General features: G+C 46.3%; 17 protein-coding genes. 14 read left to right on the top strand and 3 right to left on the bottom strand.

Annotated elements, in window-relative coordinates:
- Window positions 1–5 precede the first annotated feature (5 nt).
- From iadA to DN748_RS19420, 13 genes are all read left to right on the top strand, one after another.
- Window positions 6–1,148, top strand: a complete 1,143-nt coding sequence (iadA, locus tag DN748_RS09455; RefSeq protein WP_112371549.1) for a beta-aspartyl-peptidase — start codon at window positions 6–8, stop codon at window positions 1,146–1,148.
- 16 nt (window positions 1,149–1,164) lie between these two features.
- Entirely contained in the window at window positions 1,165–2,475 is a 1,311-nt protein-coding gene (locus DN748_RS09450) for a porin (protein ID WP_112371548.1), read from the top strand.
- Between the two features lie 11 nt (window positions 2,476–2,486).
- The gene (locus DN748_RS09445; protein WP_161554522.1) at window positions 2,487–4,037 is read left to right on the top strand and encodes a M14 family metallopeptidase; all 1,551 of its coding nucleotides are present in this window, start codon (window positions 2,487–2,489) and stop codon (window positions 4,035–4,037) included.
- Window positions 4,038–4,056: 19 nt separating this feature from the next.
- The gene (locus tag DN748_RS09440; protein WP_112371546.1) at window positions 4,057–5,280 is read left to right on the top strand and encodes a porin; all 1,224 of its coding nucleotides are present in this window, start codon (window positions 4,057–4,059) and stop codon (window positions 5,278–5,280) included.
- 97 nt (window positions 5,281–5,377) lie between these two features.
- Window positions 5,378–6,877 carry an SLC13 family permease gene (locus DN748_RS09435; protein ID WP_112371545.1) on the top strand — a complete coding sequence of 500 codons (1,500 nt, stop codon included), beginning with the start codon at window positions 5,378–5,380 and terminating at the stop codon, window positions 6,875–6,877.
- Window positions 6,878–7,236: 359 nt separating this feature from the next.
- A complete protein-coding gene (locus tag DN748_RS09430; protein WP_112371544.1) occupies window positions 7,237–7,551 on the top strand; it encodes an ArsR/SmtB family transcription factor in 315 nt (104 codons plus the stop codon).
- Between the two features lie 3 nt (window positions 7,552–7,554).
- Window positions 7,555–8,001, top strand: a complete 447-nt coding sequence (locus DN748_RS09425) for an SRPBCC domain-containing protein (protein ID WP_112371543.1) — start codon at window positions 7,555–7,557, stop codon at window positions 7,999–8,001.
- Window positions 7,998–8,555, top strand: a complete 558-nt coding sequence (locus tag DN748_RS09420) for a dihydrofolate reductase family protein (protein WP_112371542.1) — start codon at window positions 7,998–8,000, stop codon at window positions 8,553–8,555. Before DN748_RS09425 ends, DN748_RS09420 begins: the two co-directional genes overlap by 4 nt.
- A gap of 4 nt (window positions 8,556–8,559) precedes the next feature.
- Window positions 8,560–9,063, top strand: a complete 504-nt coding sequence (locus DN748_RS09415; protein WP_112371541.1) for an SRPBCC family protein — start codon at window positions 8,560–8,562, stop codon at window positions 9,061–9,063.
- A 93-nt stretch (window positions 9,064–9,156) separates the two neighbouring features.
- Complete coding sequence (locus tag DN748_RS09410) at window positions 9,157–9,663, top strand: SRPBCC family protein (RefSeq protein WP_112371540.1); 507 nt, start codon at window positions 9,157–9,159, stop codon at window positions 9,661–9,663.
- A gap of 1 nt (window position 9,664) precedes the next feature.
- Window positions 9,665–10,039 (top strand): DoxX family protein, encoded by a 375-nt coding sequence (locus tag DN748_RS09405; RefSeq protein ID WP_112371539.1) that lies wholly within the window; start codon window positions 9,665–9,667, stop codon window positions 10,037–10,039.
- Between the two features lie 81 nt (window positions 10,040–10,120).
- Window positions 10,121–10,606 (top strand): hypothetical protein, encoded by a 486-nt coding sequence (locus DN748_RS09400; protein ID WP_112371538.1) that lies wholly within the window; start codon window positions 10,121–10,123, stop codon window positions 10,604–10,606.
- A 383-nt stretch (window positions 10,607–10,989) separates the two neighbouring features.
- On the top strand, window positions 10,990–11,187 hold the full coding sequence (locus DN748_RS19420) for a helix-turn-helix domain-containing protein (protein WP_410528309.1): 198 nt from the start codon (window positions 10,990–10,992) through the stop codon (window positions 11,185–11,187).
- A gap of 108 nt (window positions 11,188–11,295) precedes the next feature.
- Here DN748_RS19420 and DN748_RS09385 read toward each other — a convergent pair whose 3' ends face one another.
- From DN748_RS09385 to dnaK, 3 genes are all read right to left on the bottom strand, one after another.
- Complete coding sequence (locus tag DN748_RS09385; protein WP_112371536.1) at window positions 11,296–12,138, bottom strand: hypothetical protein; 843 nt, start codon at window positions 12,136–12,138, stop codon at window positions 11,296–11,298.
- A complete protein-coding gene (locus DN748_RS09380) occupies window positions 12,139–13,557 on the bottom strand; it encodes a hypothetical protein (RefSeq protein ID WP_112371535.1) in 1,419 nt (472 codons plus the stop codon). It lies immediately after the preceding gene.
- A 192-nt stretch (window positions 13,558–13,749) separates the two neighbouring features.
- Window positions 13,750–15,672, bottom strand: coding sequence for a molecular chaperone DnaK (gene dnaK, locus DN748_RS09375; RefSeq protein WP_112371534.1), 1,923 nt, complete (start codon window positions 15,670–15,672; stop codon window positions 13,750–13,752).
- A gap of 395 nt (window positions 15,673–16,067) precedes the next feature.
- Between dnaK and DN748_RS09370 the strand changes: the two genes are divergently transcribed.
- Window positions 16,068–17,492 (top strand): L-serine ammonia-lyase, encoded by a 1,425-nt coding sequence (locus DN748_RS09370; protein ID WP_112371533.1) that lies wholly within the window; start codon window positions 16,068–16,070, stop codon window positions 17,490–17,492.

Genomic DNA, 17,492 nt, shown 5'->3' with positions numbered 1-17,492 from the left:
ATTCTATGTTGACTTTAATCAAAAATGCGAATATATACGCACCCGAACACCTCGGGAAGAAAGATCTCCTCATCGGTAACCATCAGATCCTGGCTATCGAAGATTCCATAGCACCGCATGAATCCTTTACGACCTGGGATGCCCGGGGAAAAACAGTGACTCCCGGTTTTATAGACCAGCACGTACACATTATCGGTGCCGGCGGAAAACACGGATACGCTTCCATGACCCCGGAGATCATGCTGGGCGAATTTATTTCCTGCGGAACGACCACGGTAGTGGGGCTTCTCGGTACCGACGGCACCGCGAGAAGTATTAAAACACTGTATGCCAAAGCCAGGGCACTGACCGACGAAGGCATAAGTGCTTATATGTTTACCAGTTATTTCAGTATCGATCCCGTGACCATAACCGGGTCTATACAGGACGATATGGTATTTATAGATAAGGTCCTGGGGTGCAAGGTCGCTATAAGCGATGAGCGTTCCTCCTACCCTACGGCCACCGAGCTCCTTCGCCATTTGCGCGAGGTACGTGTCGGCGGACAGATTTCGGGGAAAAAGGGAATTCTTCACATCCACCTCGGAAAAATGACCTCACAGATCGATATACTGCTCGAACTCGTTGAAAAATACGAGTTTCCCATAGAAAATATCTCTCCGACCCACGTGGGACGTACCAGAGACTTGTTCGAACAGTCGCTTCAATTTGCGAGACTCGGCGGAATGATAGACATCACTACGGGGGGGACCAAGTACACCGATCCGTACAAATCGGTGCTTTACGCCCTCGAGCAGGGTATCTCCATAGACCAGCTTACCTTCAGCAGCGACGGTAATGCAGGGCTGGGCAGAACAGACGAAAACGGAAAACTTATCGGCTTTACCAAAGCCCCGATCCACCTCAATATGGAACAGACGGCTGCCCTTATCCGTAAAGGCGGCCTACCGGTATCGGAAGCCATAAAACCGGTAACTTCCAACCCTGCCAAAAACCTTGCCCTGAAGCAAAAAGGACATCTCAAAGTGGGTTATGATGCCGATATCTGCTGTTTTGACGATGATTTTAACCTTACCGATGTCTTTGCCATGGGTAAACAAATGATGCGCGATAAAACGGTACTCGTCAAGGGCAACTTTGAGGCGTAGTTAAACACCACCATCCATGAAAACGATAAAAACACTTCTCGTAATTTCCATCCTCATGGTCCCTCTTTTCGGGGAGGCGCAGATATACCTGGACAAATACAATTTCGGCGAAGGGCTGAACTTTTCCGGTGAAAAAGGATATAAAATGAGCCTGGAAGGATTTATTCAGCCCTATATGGAGACCAGGAGATATACGGGGAATAACGACTCCGAACTCTACAACCGCTTCCGAATGCGGCGCCTGCGGATGCAACTCTCGGGAAGCCTTGCAGACGAAAAGCTGAGCTACCGGTTGCGGTTCGACCTCAGCGGAACATCGGAAGCCGACCTGGACGAAGCCAGCAATAACATCCTCCTCGATGCCTATATCCGGTATGACATCGACAACAACCTGTCTGTGACGTTCGGACAGAAATCAACGCCTACCGACAACAGGGAACTGAATATCAATTCACAAACCCTGCAGTTGCCCGAGCGGAGCCGGATCACATCGGTCTTCAGTACGATAAGGGAATTCGGGGTCTTCCTGGACGGAACATATCGCGTTACACCCGGGGGCATATACCTGAAACCTTCGGTGGCCGTAACCAACGGCGACGGGCAAAATGCCTTTAATAAGGATTACGGCGGACTCAAATACGGCGGGCGGCTCGATGTCCTTCCATTCGGCCTGTTCACCAATTTCGGACAGTTCCGGGAAGCTGATATCGCCAGGGAGAGAACACCCAAACTGGTGGTAGGTATGAATTACAGTTATAACGACGGGGCGAGCAGCCGCCGCGGAAGGAACAGCGGCAGTATACGCTATCTCAACGACCGGGATGAAGAAGAATTACCGGATTATATAAAACTCGGGGTGGATTTTATGTTCAAATACCAGGGGTTCTCCATGCTCGGAGAATACGTAAAGGGCTCCGCACGGGTCGGCAAAGCCATCACCCAGAGGGTACGGAATGACGGCTCAGTAACCTCCGGTTTTGAAATAGACGGACAACAGCACGTTGCCAACTACATAAAGAACCGCATGATGCTCGGGGAAGGCTACAACATACAGGCCGGGTACGTCTTTACCAATCTCATTTCCGTAGATGCCCGCTATACCCATCTCAGGGCCGATAAATATTCCTTTATGAACAACGGTACGTTTTACAACAGGCCGAATTACTATACCATCGGGGTAAGCAAGTACCTGAGCAGGAACTACGGAGCCAAGATACAGGCATCGTTTACCTATGTCGATGCCGCACCGGGCTCCAATGATAACGCGGGAAATCCTATCCAGGGGAACGAATGGATAGGACGCCTGGTATTAACCATAGGTTTTTAAACTCGGACGCCATGAAGAAACTCATTATTCTGATATTACTATGTACCGGACCCTCTTGCTCCGCACAGCTGTTTAACCCGCAGAGCAAAAAGATCACCGCACGGTATTTTCCCGAAATGGAAGCGGATATCCACACCCCTGCATTCCGGAAAAAAAGAGGTTTTACGAATTATAAGGAGATGATGTCTTTCCTGGCCCCCCTGGTAAAGCAACATCAAAAAATCATACATTTATCTTATATCGGGAAAAGTCAGAAAGGACACCCCATTCCCCTGCTCCTCATCAGCAACCCGGACAGTAAGGAGGAAAAGACCAGGGTATGGATACAGGCCGGGATACACGGCAACGAGCCTGCAAGTACGGAAGGGGTTTTATTCCTTATCGGACAACTGCTCGAAAACCCGGAATACACAGCTCTACTCGACCGGGTGGAAATAGGGATTATCCCCATGGCCAATATAGACGGCTCGAACAGGCAATTGCGACCTGCTGCCAACGGACTGGACCTCAACAGGGACCAGACCAAGCTCATGGTCCCGGAAAGTGTGGTGCTGAAACAGGCATTTACTGATTTCAATGCACAGGTGGCCCTCGATTTTCACGAATTCAGGCCCTACCGGAGAGATTACCTTCAGATGGGCACCTTCGGGCTTACCAATGCCTATGATGTGATGTTCCTCTACAGCGGTAATCTCAATGTTCCGGAACCCCTCAGGAAATATACGGAGCATACCTTTGTAAAAGGTACCGAAACACTGCTCCGGGAAAAAGGGCTCACCACTCATGCTTATTTTACGTCTTCGGACTACCAGGGGTACACCGTGTTCAACCAGGGGTCTGTCAATGCCCGGTCGAGTGCCACCTCGTATGCGCTGGCAAATTGTATTTCCACCCTGGTGGAAGTCAGGGGCATCGGACTGGGACGTACTTCGTTCAAACGCCGTACCATGACCACTTTCCTCATTGCGCTGTCTTATATAAAAACCGCTGCGGAAAACGGTAACGCCGTCAGGGAAGTACTCGCGGCGAGCGTCTTGCAACGGAAGGAGGGCCGGGCGGTTATAAAATCAAAAAGGACGGTTTCGCGCAGCCCCCTTGCTTTTATAGACCTTCATACGGAAAAAAAGACAGAAGAGACCGTCATACTCCGCGATGCCCTGCAATCTTCTCCCCTGCTGGACCGGCCGTTGCCCAGGGCTTATATCCTGTTACCATCACAGGAAAAAATAGTGGAAAAATTACGGGTGCTCGGGGTTGAAGTTGAAATATCGGACAAGGCAAAAGAAGTTTCCGTGGAAGCCTATCACATCACGGAATATTACAGGGCTGCACAAAAATACGAAGGGACCCGCCGCCAGACCGTAAAAACCCGCCTGTTCCCGAAAACCATAACACTGCCGGAAGGAAGCTTCTTTGTATACACAGACCAGAAGAATATAGGATTAGCCGTAGAAACCCTGGAACCCGAAGCTTCCAACAGCTTTGTATCGTACAACCTGATCCCTGCCGGAAAGGGTGAGGAATTGCCGGTTTACAGGTATAACAGTAACATCAAACCATAACGAGCCAACACGACATAAGATGAAAAAAATATTTGTTTTTACAGCTCTTTTTCTATCCGCACAGGTTATCCTGGCACAGGAAGAAAAAATAAATACCAACAAGGCCGATTTTGAGTTGGGAAAAGGATTACGGTTTTCTTTCGACAACGGTAACTACCAATTTAAAATAGGAGGTTTTATACAACCGTCCTACACCTATTCCAAAATAAAAGATGAGAAGGCCGAAAACAGGTTCCGGTCCCGAAGGTCCTATTTTAATATTTCCGGAAAAGCACTTAAGGAAAAAGTCAGCTTTTTTATCCAGACCGATTTCAGCCTGGACGATCCCCTTCTGGATGCCTGGGTGGCCTATCACCCCACCTCCGGTATTCAGATCACTTTCGGGCAAAGGCGTACCTTTACCAACAGCCGGGAGATGACATATGACGAAGACGTGATGCAGTTTACGGAACGAAGTATGGTCAGTACTGTATTCAGCGACACCGGGCGTGAATTCGGGCTGTATGCCGAGGGCAGGTTTCAGTGGGGCAGGACGGCGATCGTTCCGCAGGTGGCCGTAACTTCCGGCGACGGGAGGAATTCCTTCGGTTCGGATTCCAGGGATACGGACAAAGGCGGATTGAAATACGGAGGGCGCCTCGATATTTACCCGCTCGGTTATTTCAGTGAGGAAAACAGGGGAATGACCGCAGACCTTATCCACGAATCTTCCCTGAAAATGGTTGTGGGTGCGGCGGCCAGTTACAACAACGGTGCCAGTAATGCTACCGGGGAGGGTCATGGTGATTTTGCCCTGTACGACGAAGAAGGAAAGGTTCAGTTACCCGATTATCGCAAGGTCTATACCGACATTCTCTTAAAATACCGGGGATTTTCTCTTCTCGGAGAATATGCCAATACTTCGGCTACCGGGCTCGACGGTATTTATATCAACGAAGCCGCAAGCCTTGCGCTGGCGCCGCAACAGATCAGTTCCTACCTCATTATAGGGGATGCCTGGAATACCCAGCTGGGATACGCCACCCTGTCCGGGTATGCCGTAGACCTGAGATATTCACAACTCCTCCCGGAATTTGACGATTACGGGGCGTCCCTCTTACAAGAGTCAAGAGCCTATACATTAGGGCTGTCAAAATACTTTAAAAACAATGCCTTTAAACTGCAGACCAGTTTTTCCAGGATAGAAAATCCGGGCGGTATTGACGAATTTAGGGGAGAATTACTGTTACAACTGGTTTTTTAATGCGGATAAAAGTATTTTTATGGCCTTGTTCTGTTTGAAGGAGAAGTAAAACACCATTATTAATACGGGATATCCGTTAAAAAACCAGACCGGAAAAATGAAAATATTCAGCTTAAACGGTTCCTCTGCCAAAAAGGCTTTTGTCAAATTCCTGGGGCCTTTCCTGTTCCTCCTGCTGGAGGTCATCGGCAAACCGGAGACCATGTCGCAGGAGGCATTCCACGTACTCTGCATCGCCGTATGGATGGCGGCCTGGTGGGTTACCGAGGCTGTTCCCATAGCCGTTACGGCACTGTTGCCCATAGTGTTGTTCCCGCTTACCGGCGCCCTGCCTATCGGAGATACGACGGCTTCCTTCGGGCATAAATACATCTTTCTGTATATGGGCGGGTTTATGCTCGCCATCGCCATTGAACGGTGGAACCTCCACCGCCGCATAGCCCTGAATATCATAGCGCTGATCGGCACAAAACTCACCCGGATCATCCTCGGGTTTATGGTAGCCAGCGCCTTCCTGTCGATGTGGATATCCAATACTGCCACCTCGGTAATGATGCTGCCTATCGGCATGGCCATCATAGACCAGTTCCCCACAGATAAACCGGAGTATTCTTCAAAGTTCGGCAAGGCACTGATGCTGGGAATAGCCTACAGTTGTTCCATAGGAGGTATAGCTACCCTGATCGGCACCCCTCCCAACCTTGTGCTGGCGGGAATACTGGAAAAACTGTTCCATTTTAAACTGGGCTTTTTCGAATGGGCCAAATTCGGATTTCCCATTTCGGTACTGCTACTGGTCATTTGCTGGAAATACCTGACGCGGTATGCCTTTGATTTCAGGGGCGTATCTTTCCCCGGCGGCAGGGAAGAGATCGTCAGGATGAAACACAAACTGGGAAAGATCAGCTACGAAGAGAAAGCCGTTCTCGCAGTATTCAGCATCACCGCGCTGGCATGGATACTGCGCTCCCCTGTCCAAAAGGTCATTCCCGGGCTGGACGATACGGTGATTGCGATGGTTGCAGGCGTATCCCTTTTCCTCATCCCGGCAAAGAATGAAAAGCGCAGCCTGCTCACCTGGAAAGAAGCCGTTAAACTGCCGTGGGGGATCATCCTGCTCTTCGGGGGCGGAATGGCCCTTGCCGAAGGATTTTCACAAACGGAACTGGCCAACTGGATCGCCGGGCACCTCACCCAGTTTCACAACCTGCCATTCTGGCTGTTGCTGCTTATCCTGGTGACCGCGGTCAACTTCCTTACCGAAGTGACCTCAAATATGGCCACCACGGCCATGTTACTGCCCATACTCGCCCCTATGGCGCTCTCGCTGGACCTGCACCCGTTCGTCATGATGATCGCCGTGACCATGGCGGCCTCCTGTGCCTTCATGCTGCCCGTGGCCACCCCTCCCAATGCCATTGTTTTCGGTTCGGGGCACCTGCGGATACCCGACATGATAAAAACGGGAGTCTCGCTGAATATCCTGTCTATCATCATCATCACCCTGGCCACCTATTTCCTGCTCCCCGTGATCTGGGAAATACACGCCGATTCCTTCCCCGAAGAACTGAGGAGGGCACTGGATATTGCCCCATGATATCCTTCGTCCCGGCGCAGGAAAGTAATTTTTAACCTCATCTGCTCATAGCCAAACCATTGGCAGTCATCCGGATTAATTGCCATATGACAAGTTAAATAATTTATAAAGCCAATAAATTTATCGGAACTGTAATTTGCACCTTCACCAGAGGGACTGACAAGGTATGAAAGGTTGCCATTAATGATGGAACACGCCAACAGACACGGAAAGCAAATTGAAAATATTTACCACAAGTTGAAATAATTGTACTGATGGAATATACCATCTCACCGAAATAATATGGAAAAAAATTTGAGAAACCAATTAGTTGCGCTATATTAGCAACCAATTGGTTTCATTATTTTCAATAAAATAAAATGAGAAGAGACATATTCCAGGCAATCGCCGACCCGACAAGAAGATCCATTATTGCATTGATCGCATTACAGGCAATGACTCCCAATGCACTTGCCGAACATTTTGATACCACACGGCAAGCGGTTTCCAAGCACCTGCGGATTTTGCAGGAATGTAAGGTCGTAAAAGCCGAACAGCAAGGCAGGGAAATCTATTACGCACTTGAAATTGACAAAATGAAGGAAATAGATAAATGGTTAGAACAATTCCGCAAAATATGGGAAGACCGTTTTGACAATCTCGATAAGTTATTGGCAAAAATGCAAAAGAAGTAAGCTATGGGAAACAGAGAACTCAAAATGACCAGAACGCTGAAAGCATCGATTGATCTTGTTTGGAAAGTGTGGACAGAACCCGAATACATCGTACAATGGTGGGGACCTAAAAACCACAGCACCACTATTCATTCAATGGATTTCCGTGAAGGTGGTGTATGGAAACTGACATTGCACAATCATTCCAACGGAAAGGATTACCCGAACAGGAGTGTTTTCAAAGAAATTATTCCGTTGAAGAAAATCGTGTTTGAACATTATAATCCGCATTTTATAGCAACAATTTTGTTTGAAGCTAAAGAAAACGAAACAGAGATTACGTGGAGTTCATTATTCGATACCGAAGAAATGCTGGAAACTGTTATTAATGTATTTAATGCCAAGGAAGGGCAAAAACAAAACTTTGAACGGCTTGAAAAATATCTTGAACAGTTAAAAAAACAAAAATGATGAGAAATCTAAAACTTCAGATGCATATTTCTCTTGATGGTTATGTAACCGTAGAGCAAGGTACTACAACTTTTGTTTGGGACAATAAAGTGATAAAATTCTGTGTGGAGAATCTTGAAAATGTAGATACGATTCTGCTCGGACAATACACCGCTCACGAATTTATTGATTTTTGGGACGGCGTAGCCACAAACCCCGAACATCCTGAATTTGCACTCGGAAAACGAATTTCAGAAACTCCAAAAGTGGTTTTTTCAAATACCATTACCCAACATCAATGGAATAACACCTCAATAATTAGCGGAAATGTCAACGAGGAAATCAATAAACTTAAAGCAGCCAATGGAAAAGATATGCTGGTTTATGGAGGAGCGACACTTGCTGCTTCATTAATAGGTAATGCTTTAGTGGACGAGTTTTATTTTCTGCTAAGCCCTCTTTGTTTCGGTAAAGGTTTAACCATCTTTCAATCGGTTAAAGATGCGATGCCGTTAACGCTTATAAAATCTCACGCTTTTGATTGTGGAACGGTATTGCTTCACTATAAATCTTAAAACTATGAAAACGACATTATTATTCGACTTCACCGTCAACAAAGAAACCAGCACCATTCACATCACTCGTGAATTTAACGCAAACCTCGAATTGGTTTGGCAGGCGTGGACAACAGCCGAGTTGCTCGACCAATGGTGGGGACCACAACCGTGGAGAGCCGAAACCAAAACAATGGATTTTCGGGAAGGCGGACATTGGCTGTATGCGATGGTTAGCCCCGAAGGAGAAAAGCATTGGAACAGATTAGATTATATCACTATCGTGCAAGAAAAATCTTTTACATCAAAAGACGGGTTTTGCGATGAAAACGGAACGATGAATCTTGCATTTCCCCAAAATCTATGGGAAAACAGTTTTATCTCGAAAGAAAACAAAACGCAGGTAGAGATGTTGCTCACATTCGATACGCTTGCCGACCTCGAAAAAATTATCGAAACGGGATTTGAACAGGGAATGACGATAGATTTCTTACAGTTGGACGAATTATTATCGACCTTGATAAAATAACAATTGCAACAATTAGAAAAACCACAAAAAAACGAAGGCACAACGAAAAAACTTAGTGTCTTCATGGCAATTAAAAAATAAAACAATAAAAATATGAAACCGATATTATTATTCGACTTTACCGTCAACAAAGAAACCAGCACCATTCACATCACTCGTGAATTTAATGCAAACCCCGAACTGGTTTGGCAGGCATGGACAACAGCCGAGTTATTAGACCAATGGTGGGCGCCGAAACCTTATCACATCGAAACCAAACAATTGGATTTGAGAGTTGACGGAATGTGGCTTTACGCAATGGTCAGTCCGCAAGATGAAAAAATGTGGTGCAAAGCAGACTACAAAGCTATTGAAACCAATATATTGCTATCCTGGTTAGATGCTTTTTGCGATGAAAACGGAATGGAAAATACCATAAAACCACGTTCGTTATGGACCAATAATTTTACGGAAAATAACGGTATCACACGGGTCAACATTACCTTAAAGCACGACAAATTGGAAGACATTGAGCAGATGATTGAAATGGGCTTTAAAGACGGATTTACAATGGCGCTTGGAAATTTGGACGAACTTTTATTAACCTTAAAAAATCAGTAGAATGAAAAGGAACAAAATTATTTTCTGGACGGCTACCATTATCATTGCTCTTTGGGAAGCCGTGATGCCAATCGGCACCTGGATCTCTGCACCCGAGTATATGACATTCGGGACAAAGGCATTAGGCTATCCCGACTATTTCGCTTACTCATTGGTGATTGCAAAAGTGCTTGGCGTAATAGCCATTACTTATCCGAAAACCCCGAAAATGCTTAAGGAATGGGCGTATGCAGGACTCTCATTTACCTTGATTTTCGCGTTTATCAGCCATGCTTTTGTAGATAAAAACATCGGCTATATGATTATGCCGTTGGTTTTCCTGGGTGTTTTGGCAGTTTCTTATATTTACAAAAACAAAATTCAAAACAGTAACTAAACCACTTCGGACCCGGACATTTACTGGTTATTAGGTTACTCAGTTATTAAGTACTGCCTGAATAACCCGATACATTGAATAATGAATAAAACCACCGCTATAATCCTGAAAGCAGGTTTCGTAACCGGAAGTCTGGACATACTTTTGGCATTTGTCAATGCGTGGTTCAGTTCCGGTATTTCGCCAATGCGTGTTTTGCTGTTTATCGCAAGCGGACTCCTGGGCAACAAAGCGTTTGAACAGTCTTACACTATTGCCTTGCTCGGGCTGGCAATCCATTTTCTTATTGCTTTTTTCTGGACATCATTGTTTTTCGTTATCTATCCTACTCTCAAAAAAGTAGCACGATCAGTAGTACTGCAAGGTATATTGTATGGAACGATTGTTTGGCTCGTAATGAACCTGCTGGTTCTGCCAATTACCAGAGCTCCGAAAATCGAATTCCAGTGGTTAGATGCCACAAAAGGATTGTTTATATTGGTTATTGCCATAGGATTGCCCTTGTCGTATTTTGCAAGAAATCGGTGCAGGTTTTATGCAGCTGCCTTGAAGCGACCATTGAAATAAATGCACCATTAAGCAAAGTTTGGAGTGTGTTTACCAATCCTGACATCACCCAACAAACAGGTCGCGGTAGTTGTGTATATTATGGGTCGAGCCAAAAAAGCAATCAAAAACTTGGAAAATGTTTGTTATCTTTTGAGACAACTTTGTTTCATGAACAGAAAGATCCTCTTTTACGGAAACCATTTTATTGAGTTTTACCAAAAACAAGACCAAAAAGTAAAAGGGAAAATCCAATATGTTTTCGAGTTGATTAAACAAGTTGACAGGTTTTAACAAAAAAATAATAAATATGGAAAAATATAAAGACATTTGATGAACTAATTGAACTCGAACACGGAAAAATCGGTACGGAAAGCCGAAACAAATACGAAGAAGGTGCACAAATGTTCATAGTGAGCGAAATGCTGAAATCTGCACGCAAAGAAGCAAAACTGACACAAGAGCAATTGGCGGAAAAGGCAGGTACAAAGAAAAGTTATATTTCCAAACTTGAAAACGGAAAAGGGAACATCCAACTTTCGACATTGATCCGAATATTTGAGCAGGGATTAAACCGCAGAATCGGACTGACTTTCCTCTAAACCGAATAAATGTAACTTATCCATTCAACGGAATATATGGAGAAAAAGGGTTGACAGCAAACAAAAAATGGTAGCAGTACTCTACAGGCGAACCTGACGGTGTCTGATTTAATCGTTCATATATCCCGCAAAACATTCTTCCGGTCTCTGAAAACAGTTTTGTTTAAAGTCTTCGGGATCTATGTTAAACGTTATGGTAATAACTTCTGTTTGCATTTTGGTGACAGAAGTCATGCTTACGGCACCCGTTGTTTCCGTTTTTTGTTCCGTCTTAATTTTGTAGGGAATCAGTATACCCCCAATTTCCTTGTAATCTTCGTAGTTATTTACACTAATCGTGGTATTAGTACTTCCGAAACTTTCCTTTTTGTCAATTAGCTTAGAGGCCACCAAAAGGCCTGAATCGGTTTCAAAATAGGCATAACAATTGAATTCGCTACCGGTTATGTTTTGCTGATAATTCACTACATATACTTCCTTGCCGTTCAAAGTTTCATTGGGCAGCACCTTACCTCCCGGAGGAGCTACGGTTTCCGGAAAGGGTTGTTCCTGGTAACGATTATAAGTAGTACTCGCCATCACCTGTTTTTTCCCATCGGGGAACAGTATGGTGGTTTTACCATTAGCGGTAAGATATCTCGAAAAACTTATTTTATCCCCGGCCAAAGCGGAGGGAAACTGTTTGAGAATGGTAGCAGACTGCACGTTGGCATAATCCCGGAAATTAATAATTTCCTGCTTTGTCGTCCCTTGGTTTTCGACCGCTCCCATAATAGTGTATTCTGAAAAAACAGCACTTACATCCACTTTATTTACGATGTTTGCCAACTTTTCGTTCCCTCCTATGGCCATTATATATTTGGCATAAATTTCTTCTACCGTGGGTGTCTGTTGGCCAAAAGCCGAAAACAGTATAAAATAAATACTCACCAATGTAATTCTTTTTTTCATTTAGTCTATCTGCCTAATCAACATCCCTGATTCGTATTTTCCTTTCGCCCCCTGGAAAATGGTATATTCCGATTCAGACGATTCTCCGAACCAGTCTCCCTGGGTAGTATTGTTCCAGATATCTTCTTCTTCCGCTACCTTAATAATGCCTACTCTCCGGTATCCGGTTGCCCCGTCTTCATGCAGTAATTGTTCGAGTACTTCAAACCTGTCCCCTGCCTTGATCCCTTCCTTGGTCCCTACCTTAGCCGCGATAGGATCGCCGCTGAAAAGGGGAAACTTGGTACGGAATTCCTCATATTTCCGCTCCAGTTCATTAAGGCAGACATTAAGGGCCTTTTTTATAACCGCATCGTCTTGGATAAGACTGACCTCATTCCAGTCGAGGGTCTCCTTTTCCAATATTTTTAATTGCTCTTTGCTGTGTTTTACTATTCCGGTATTCGAATTTTCGTCTACAACCACACTTCCGATATATTCGAGTTTAAAAATATCCGACGCATCAAAAGCGGCTTTTCTGGAAGGATCGATATCGTTTTTATCCATCCAGTAATCGTTATAAAAAACAGCAGCAACAGCATCATTCCATACCAGCCGGTACAAATAGGCCCTGGTAGTAATACTGGATTTCAAGGAATATCTAAAGAGGGCTACCTTCCTGTCATTATTAATATTTTCAAAATCATATACTACCACGAAGGTATTGCCGATCAGTTCTTCCCCGGCATCTTTCAGCATGGCTTTCCCCCGGGAACTGTGCAAGGCTACTTTTATATTCAGGTCGGAGGCATTATATTCTCCTCTACGGGCCACCAGGTTCATATTAAAGCCCCCGTCACCCCCCCTGTTAAACCATCGGGCTACCAATTGCTTTGCTACCTTATTACTGTTCAGGTAATTACCGATATGTTCAGCCTGGCCAGGATCTCCCGCTTTTCCGGGGACCTGGTAGGGGCCGATATTGTGATCGTTAAACTTTTCCGGCAATCTGCTACTCCCGAAAATATACCTTGTCTGGTAATGAAGATATTCATCCGACAAATCGGCTATCATCAGGGTATATAAGGAACTACGCCTATATTTTATATCAATGGTACCCTCCGTGGGGTTTTCTGAAAGCCGGTTTATATGCTGTGATGTCAAAGAATTATAATCTATCGAATTACGGTCAATATTTTCAAGGCTGCTTCCCTTGAAATAATTGGTATTCCAAATTTCCCGGTGCGCTGTGGGTATAAGTTGCCGGTACATGTCCGGTCCTCTTTTTTTTGCTTGTTCGGCCTGTTGTTCGTCAAATTCTTCCCGGCTGACGGTTGTCAACTGCCCGGAAGAAGAGATCGTCGCCACCCCCATACTGCATCCCACAACAACAACAGAAAAACAACCAGACAATAATAATCTCAGGTAAAGTGTATTCATAATATGCCATTTATTACGTTTTTAGTCCGGAAGTAAGCCCGGTGCAATTTCAATAAATATAAAATGCCATAAAATACCCTCCGGAAGGTATTTTATGGCATTTTAACCGGGGATAAAACGATACCTGGCCAATAAAAAAATCCGCCCCGATTTACCGGAGCGGATTTTTACAATATACTGAGAAAAACATTCTTATTTCACTTCCTCAAAGTCTACATCCTGTACATCATCGCCTTCCTGCTTGTCATTTCCGGAAGCAGAAGCATCGGCTGTATCGGCTCCGGCCTGGGCTCCACCGTTCTGCTGTGCCTCGGCCTGGGCCTTATACATCTCCTCACTGGCGGTTTTCCAGGATTCATTGAGCTTGGCAAGGGCGGGTTCGATAACCGCTATATCCTTGCTTTCATAAGCTTTCTTGAGTTCTTCCAAAGCGTCTTCGATCGGTTTTTTCTTGTCATCAGACAGCTTGTCGCCGAATTCCTTCAGTTGCTTTTCCGTCTGGAAGATCATTCCGTCGGCCTCGTTGAGCTTGTCAACCTTTTCCTTGGCCTTCTTATCGGCTTCGGCATTGGCCTCCGCCTCTTTTTTCATCTTTTCTATTTCCTCTTCGGTAAGCCCGGAAGAAGCTTCTATACGGATGTCCTGTGACTTTCCTGTGGCCTTGTCCGTAGCGGATACCTTGATGATACCGTTGGCATCGATGTCAAAAGTAACCTCTATCTGCGGCACCCCCCTCGGAGAGGGTGGTATACCGTCGAGGTGGAAACGTCCTATGGTCTTGTTGTCATTGGCCATCGGCCTTTCTCCCTGAAGCACATGGATCTCCACAGAAGGCTGGTTGTCTGCCGCTGTAGAGAATACCTGCGACTTCTTGGTAGGGATGGTCGTGTTCGACTCGATAAGCTTGGTCATTACCCCTCCCATAGTCTCGATACCGAGAGACAGCGGGGTCACGTCCAGGAGCAATACATCCTTGACATCCCCGGTAAGTACCCCTCCCTGAATGGCTGCCCCGATGGCAACTACCTCGTCGGGGTTTACCCCCTTGGAAGGTTTCTTCCCGAAGAATTTCTCTACTTCTTCCTGTATTTTGGGAATACGTGTAGACCCTCCTACAAGGATGACCTCGTCTATATCGGATTTTGAGATCCCGGCGTCCTTCAGTGCTTTTTCACAGGGTAGCATAGACCTTTTTACCAGCTCGTCTGCCAGTTGCTCGAACTTGGCTCTTGTAAGGGTCTTCACCAGGTGTTTGGGCCCTGAAGCCGTAGCCGTAACATAAGGCAGGTTTATTTCGGTCTGCGTAGAAGAGGAAAGCTCTATCTTGGCCTTTTCCGACGCCTCTTTCAAACGCTGTAATGCCATAGGGTCTTTGCGGAGATCCACCTGCTCCTCCTTGTTAAATTCATCTGCCAGCCAGTTGATGATCACCTCGTCGAAGTCATCCCCTCCCAGGTGAGTATCCCCGTTGGTAGACAGTACTTCGAATACACCGTCGCCCAGTTCCAGGATGGAGATATCAAAAGTACCTCCCCCGAGGTCGTATACGGCGATCTTCTGGTCCTTGTTAGACTTGTCCAGTCCGTAAGCCAGTGCCGCTGCCGTAGGCTCGTTTATAATACGCTGTACCTTAAGCCCGGCTATTTCCCCGGCTTCCTTGGTAGCCTGCCGCTGTGCATCGTTAAAATATGCGGGAACCGTAACCACGGCTTCCGATATTTCCTGCCCGAGATAGTCCTCGGCAGTCTTTTTCATTTTCTGAAGGATCATGGCCGACAGTTCCTGCGGGGTATATAAACGTCCGTCTATATCCACACGGGGGGTGTCGTTATCTCCTTTTACTACCTTATAGGGTACCCTGCCCACTTCTTTTTCAGACTCCGAAAACTTGTTCCCCATAAAACGCTTTATGGAATAAATGGTCTTATGAGGGTTGGTCACTGCCTGACGCTTCGCCGGGTCTCCCACCTTTATCTCTCCGCCTTCCACAAATGCAATCACGGAAGGAGTTGTTCGCTTTCCTTCGGCATTAGGTATGACTACCGGTTCGTTTCCCTCCATTACGGAAACGCAGGAGTTGGTAGTACCTAAATCGATTCCAATAATTTTACTCATAACAGTGTGTTCTTATTTTAAATTTTTAAGATATTTTACGTTTTGCTATATCATCAGTCAATGACTATGCCAAAAAAATACCGTCCGGGTTTTACTGCCATATTGCAGAATATTACTGTCATTTTGACCGGAACCCCCGGTTTCAGCGGCTCCTGTTACCCTGACTCACCCTTTAAACAGGACAATCGCCGCAGGCTCCGGCACCTATGCGGTTACAAGGATGTTTCAGGGCTGCATAAAATTGGTCGGGGAAATTCGGGAATCTGAAGTATTCGATTATATTTGCTCTTCAATAATGTGATTTATATAACAATACCATTGCCGAAATTTGGTTTTTGACACAACCGGTCCTGTATCCCGGATATTTCCGGAGGGCGATTAAACCGACTGTTATTATGGAATGCATTAGTGTTTTCGATATGTTAAAGATAGGGATCGGGCCATCCAGTTCGCATACTCTCGGACCGTGGAGAGCTGCGGAACTATGGATCGGCGAACTGAGATCGCAACATGTCTTTGAGAAGGTAAAGCATGTACATGTAGCCCTGTACGGCTCGCTGTCACTCACCGGGAAAGGCCATGCCACCGACCTCGCCGTGGTACTCGGGCTCTCGGGAAAAGACCCGGAATACGTCCCTGTAGAGGATATCCCCGGGATCGTAAATGAAGTCAAAACTCATAAAACACTGCACTTCGGCAATACACGGCGCATTGCTTTCGACTTTAAGGCAGACATTGTTTTTCACAGGGAATTCCTTCCGTTCCACGCCAATGCCATACGTTTTACAGCCACTACCTCAGACGGGAGTACCAGCAGTGAGACCTACTATTCCATAGGCGGCGGCTTTGTCGTGAGGGAGGAAAGGCTTTCGGCCAGGGAGAACAGGAAAGCGTTCAAACAGTTTCCCTACCCCGTGGAAAACGCCGCCCAGTTACAGGATTACTGTAAAAGGGAAAACAGGAATATATGGGATATCGTATATGAAAATGAACGATCGCTCAGAACGGCGGAAGATATCGACACGGAACTCCAAAGGGTATGGAACACCATGCTGGAGTGTATGTATACGGGATGTCATACCGAGGGCATCCTTCCGGGAGGGTTACAGGTAAGGCGGCGTGCTTATGAGCTGCACCGGAAATTAATGGGAACACTTCCCTACCACAACCCGGAAGAATGGTTGCAGGCCATACGGAAGACCCGGGTAAGGTTCCGGCAGATCTTCAAGTGGGTCAGTTGTTTTGCGCTTAGCGTCAATGAGGTAAACGCTTCCCTCGGAAGGGTGGTTACCGCCCCCACGAACGGCAGTGCCGGGGTAGTACCGGCTGTACTGATGTACTATATGGTGATCGAGAATCACAAGGCAGGGTTCGAACAGATAAAACGGTTCCTGCTTGTGGCCGGGGTCATAGGCAGTATTTTCAAGAGAAACGCCACCATATCGGCGGCAATGGGGGGCTGCCAGGCAGAGATCGGGGTATCTTCGGCCATGGCTGCTGCAGGGCTTGCAGCCCTCTCCGGAGGTACTACCGAACAGGTTCTCATGGCAGCGGAAATAGCTATGGAACACCATCTCGGGCTTACCTGCGACCCGATAGGCGGACTCGTACAGGTGCCTTGTATAGAACGCAATGCCATGGGGGCCATCAAGGCCATTAATGCCGCAGAACTCGCCATGGATAGCGATCCTCTCGATGCCAAGGTGCCTCTCGACAAGGTAGTACAGACCATGTGGGAAACGGCCAGGGACATGAATTCAAAATACAAGGAGACCTCCGAAGGCGGACTGGCAGTAGGGGTCTTTCTTTCCGACTGCTGA

The organism is Sinomicrobium soli, assembly GCF_003285545.1.
Taxonomy (GTDB): Bacteria; Bacteroidota; Bacteroidia; order Flavobacteriales; family Flavobacteriaceae; genus Sinomicrobium.
This window is presented reverse-complemented; position numbering and strand designations above follow the sequence as displayed.

Bases quoted from the DNA above. Each gene is read 5' to 3' on its own strand.
- DN748_RS09440 (WP_112371546.1), top strand. From the start codon at position 4,057: ATGAAAAAAATATTTGTTTTTACAGCTCTTTTTCTATCCGCACAGGTT.
- DN748_RS09445 (WP_161554522.1), top strand. From the start codon at position 2,487: ATGAAGAAACTCATTATTCTGATATTACTATGTACCGGACCCTCTTGC.
- DN748_RS09380 (WP_112371535.1), bottom strand. From the start codon at position 13,557: ATGAATACACTTTACCTGAGATTATTATTGTCTGGTTGTTTTTCTGTT.
- DN748_RS09415 (WP_112371541.1), top strand. From the start codon at position 8,560: ATGAAAACGACATTATTATTCGACTTCACCGTCAACAAAGAAACCAGC.
- iadA (WP_112371549.1), top strand. From the start codon at position 6: ATGTTGACTTTAATCAAAAATGCGAATATATACGCACCCGAACACCTC.
- DN748_RS19420 (WP_410528309.1), top strand. From the start codon at position 10,990: ATGTTCATAGTGAGCGAAATGCTGAAATCTGCACGCAAAGAAGCAAAA.
- DN748_RS09385 (WP_112371536.1), bottom strand. From the start codon at position 12,138: ATGAAAAAAAGAATTACATTGGTGAGTATTTATTTTATACTGTTTTCG.
- DN748_RS09410 (WP_112371540.1), top strand. From the start codon at position 9,157: ATGAAACCGATATTATTATTCGACTTTACCGTCAACAAAGAAACCAGC.
- DN748_RS09420 (WP_112371542.1), top strand. From the start codon at position 7,998: ATGATGAGAAATCTAAAACTTCAGATGCATATTTCTCTTGATGGTTAT.
- DN748_RS09450 (WP_112371548.1), top strand. From the start codon at position 1,165: ATGAAAACGATAAAAACACTTCTCGTAATTTCCATCCTCATGGTCCCT.
- DN748_RS09405 (WP_112371539.1), top strand. From the start codon at position 9,665: ATGAAAAGGAACAAAATTATTTTCTGGACGGCTACCATTATCATTGCT.
- DN748_RS09430 (WP_112371544.1), top strand. From the start codon at position 7,237: ATGAGAAGAGACATATTCCAGGCAATCGCCGACCCGACAAGAAGATCC.
- DN748_RS09435 (WP_112371545.1), top strand. From the start codon at position 5,378: ATGAAAATATTCAGCTTAAACGGTTCCTCTGCCAAAAAGGCTTTTGTC.
- DN748_RS09425 (WP_112371543.1), top strand. From the start codon at position 7,555: ATGGGAAACAGAGAACTCAAAATGACCAGAACGCTGAAAGCATCGATT.
- dnaK (WP_112371534.1), bottom strand. From the start codon at position 15,672: ATGAGTAAAATTATTGGAATCGATTTAGGTACTACCAACTCCTGCGTT.
- DN748_RS09370 (WP_112371533.1), top strand. From the start codon at position 16,068: ATGGAATGCATTAGTGTTTTCGATATGTTAAAGATAGGGATCGGGCCA.
- DN748_RS09400 (WP_112371538.1), top strand. From the start codon at position 10,121: ATGAATAAAACCACCGCTATAATCCTGAAAGCAGGTTTCGTAACCGGA.